Raw genomic sequence first — 2,550 nt, 5'->3', positions numbered from 1 at the left:
ACTGGCCCGAGCCCTTCGGCCTGGTGATGATCGAGGCCATGGCCTGCGGCACGCCCGTGGTCGCCTATCGCTGCGGCTCGGTGCCCGAGGTGATCGATCACGGCGTCACCGGCTTCATCGTCGATGACGACGACCAGGCGCTGGAAGCGATCAAACAGGTCGAAAGCTTGGATCGAAAAGTGGTGCGGCAGCGTTTCGAGCATCGGTTCTCGTCCCAGGCGATGGCTCGGCGTTACGTCGCGCTCTACGAACAGCTGCGCGATGGCGCTGCTGTCTATCCGTCCTTGGTCGAGCTCGCCGCGAGCGCATGACATGAAGGAGGGGCCATGGAGAATCTCGCACCGGCCATCGAGGCGCCGGTCGATTACGGTGTGACGGCGGAAGTCCGCGCGCCGCAAAATCTCTATGCCCTTAAGGACAAGGACACCTTCATCGTCGCCGACCAGTTCGGCGACATCGCCGGACAGGGCGACGGCCTATTCCACAACGACACGCGGATTTTATCCTTCTACCGCCTGACGCTGGGCGGCCACGCGCCTTCGCTGCTGTCGGCCGCGGTGGCTCACGACAACGTCTTCTTCACGTGCAACGCCACCAACCAGGCCCTGCCCTATCCCGGCGGCCCGATGGGCCCGCCGGGCGTGCTGCACATCGAGCGCAAGCGGTTCCTGTGGGGCGAGCGGCTCTACGAGCGGATTCGTTGCGTGAACTACAGCCGCGATCTCGTGCTGCTGCCCATGGCGATCGAGTTCGACGCGGATTTCCGCGACATGTTCGAGGTGCGCGGGACGAAGCGGACCCGTCGCGGCGTGGAGGGCCCGCCGCATGTCGACGGCCGTCGCGTGGCCTATAGCTATATCGGTCTGGATGGCGTGGAGCGTTCGTCCTTCATCGCCTTCTCCGACGCCCCGTATCGCCTGAGCGCCCACAAGGCCGAGTTCATATTCAGCCTGCAGGCCGAGGGCGTGACCGAACTCTATGTCGAGATCGGCGTGGTCGATGGCCATACGCCCAGCCGCGAGCGGTTCCGCGACGCCGCCGCCCGCGCCCGCTGGGACATGCGGGCGCGCCGTCGCCACGGCGCTCGTCTCAGAAGCTCGGGCCGGCTTTTCAACGAGTGGCTGGGCAAGTCGCGCTCGGACCTGGCCCTGCTGACGACGCGGATGGAGACGGGTCCCTATCCCTATGCCGGCATCCCATGGTTCTCGACGGCCTTCGGTCGCGACGCCATCATCACCGCCTGGCAGATCCTGTGGTTCGAGCCCTCCCTGGCCAAGGGCGTGCTGCGCTATCTGGCGGCGCACCAGGCCCAGGAGCGCTCGGCTTTCCGCGACAGCGCGCCCGGCAAGATCATGCATGAGACCCGCAAGGGCGAAATGCCGGCGCTCGGCGAGGTCCCGTTCGGCCGCTACTACGGCGGCGTCGACACCACCCCATTGTTCGTGGCCCTGGCCGACGCCTATCAGGCGCGCACCGGCGACGACCGGCTGATCGAGGAGCTGTGGCCCGCCCTGGAGCGCGCCATGCACTGGATCGAGCATGACGGCGACAGCGACGGCGACGGCCTGATCGACTACGCGCGCGGCCAGGACAGCGGCCTCTCCAACCAGGGCTGGAAGGACAGCGAGGACTCGGTGTTCCACGCCGACGGACGCTATCCCTCCGGCCCGATCGCCCTGGTCGAGGTGCAGGGCTACGCCTTCGCGGCCTATCGCGGCATGGCGCGTCTGGCTGAACGCCGCGGCGAGATCGGCCAGGCGGCCATCTGGCGGCAGAAGGCCGAACGCCTGCGGCAGAAGGTCGAGACCCTCTTCTGGATGGAAGAGCGTGGCTATTACGGCATCGCCATCGATGGTCAGGGCCAGCTTTGCCGAGTCCTGTCGTCGAACCCGGGACACCTGTTGTTCTGCGGCCTGCCGACGCCCGAGCGCGCGCGCGCGGTCTCGGACCAGCTGTTGTCGGCGGCGTTCAATTCCGGCTGGGGGTTGCGGACCCTGGCGGCCGGCGAAGCGCGGTTCAATCCGATCAGCTATCACAACGGTTCGGTCTGGCCGCACGACACCGCCCTCTGCGTGATGGGGCTCTCGCGCTATGGCGAGCGGGACGGCGTGGTGAAGCTGACGGCGGACCTGTTCGAGACCGCCAGCCGGATGGGCATGCGCCTGCCGGAACTGTTCTGCGGCTTCCCGCGCTCGCCGGGCGAGCCTCCGGTCGCCTATCCGGTGGCGTGCCTGCCCCAGGCCTGGGCCGCAGGCTCGGTGTTCATGATGCTGCAGGCTTGCCTGGGCGTCTGGATCGACGCCAATCGCGGCGAGATCGTCCTGGTCGATCCGCGCCTGCCGATCGGCATCGATCGTCTGCGGGTCGAGCACCTGCGCGTCGGCGCCGAGACCGTGGACCTGACGTTCCAGCGTCAAGGCGATCGCGTCACGGTCCACGCCGAGGGCGGCGTCCCGCTGACGATCCGGTCAAAGCCGGTCTGGGAATGAGGGGGAAGTGGCTCCGCGGGTAGGATTCGAACCTACGACCAGCCGGTTAACAGCCGGCTGC

At 67.6% G+C, this 2,550-nt stretch carries 2 protein-coding genes; both read left to right on the top strand.

All coding sequences use genetic code 11. The annotated features are described in order from the left end of the window. Positions 1-311, top strand: a 311-nt coding sequence (locus AX690_RS12540) for a glycosyltransferase (protein WP_156449650.1), incomplete at its 5' end; no start/stop codon positions are given. Between the two features lie 15 nt (positions 312-326). Then, positions 327-2,489 (top strand): amylo-alpha-1,6-glucosidase, encoded by a 2,163-nt coding sequence (locus tag AX690_RS12535; RefSeq protein WP_066683954.1) that lies wholly within the window; start codon positions 327-329, stop codon positions 2,487-2,489. The last annotated feature ends 61 nt before the right edge of the window (positions 2,490-2,550 follow it).

The sequence above is a fragment of the Caulobacter sp. CCH9-E1 genome, from assembly GCF_001556515.1.
GTDB lineage: Bacteria > Pseudomonadota > Alphaproteobacteria > Caulobacterales > Caulobacteraceae > Caulobacter.
This window is presented reverse-complemented; position numbering and strand designations above follow the sequence as displayed.

What these genes read in the sequence shown, in the direction of transcription:
- AX690_RS12535 (WP_066683954.1), top strand. Translation starts at nt 327, where the DNA reads ATGGAGAATCTCGCACCGGCCATCGAGGCGCCGGTCGATTACGGTGTG.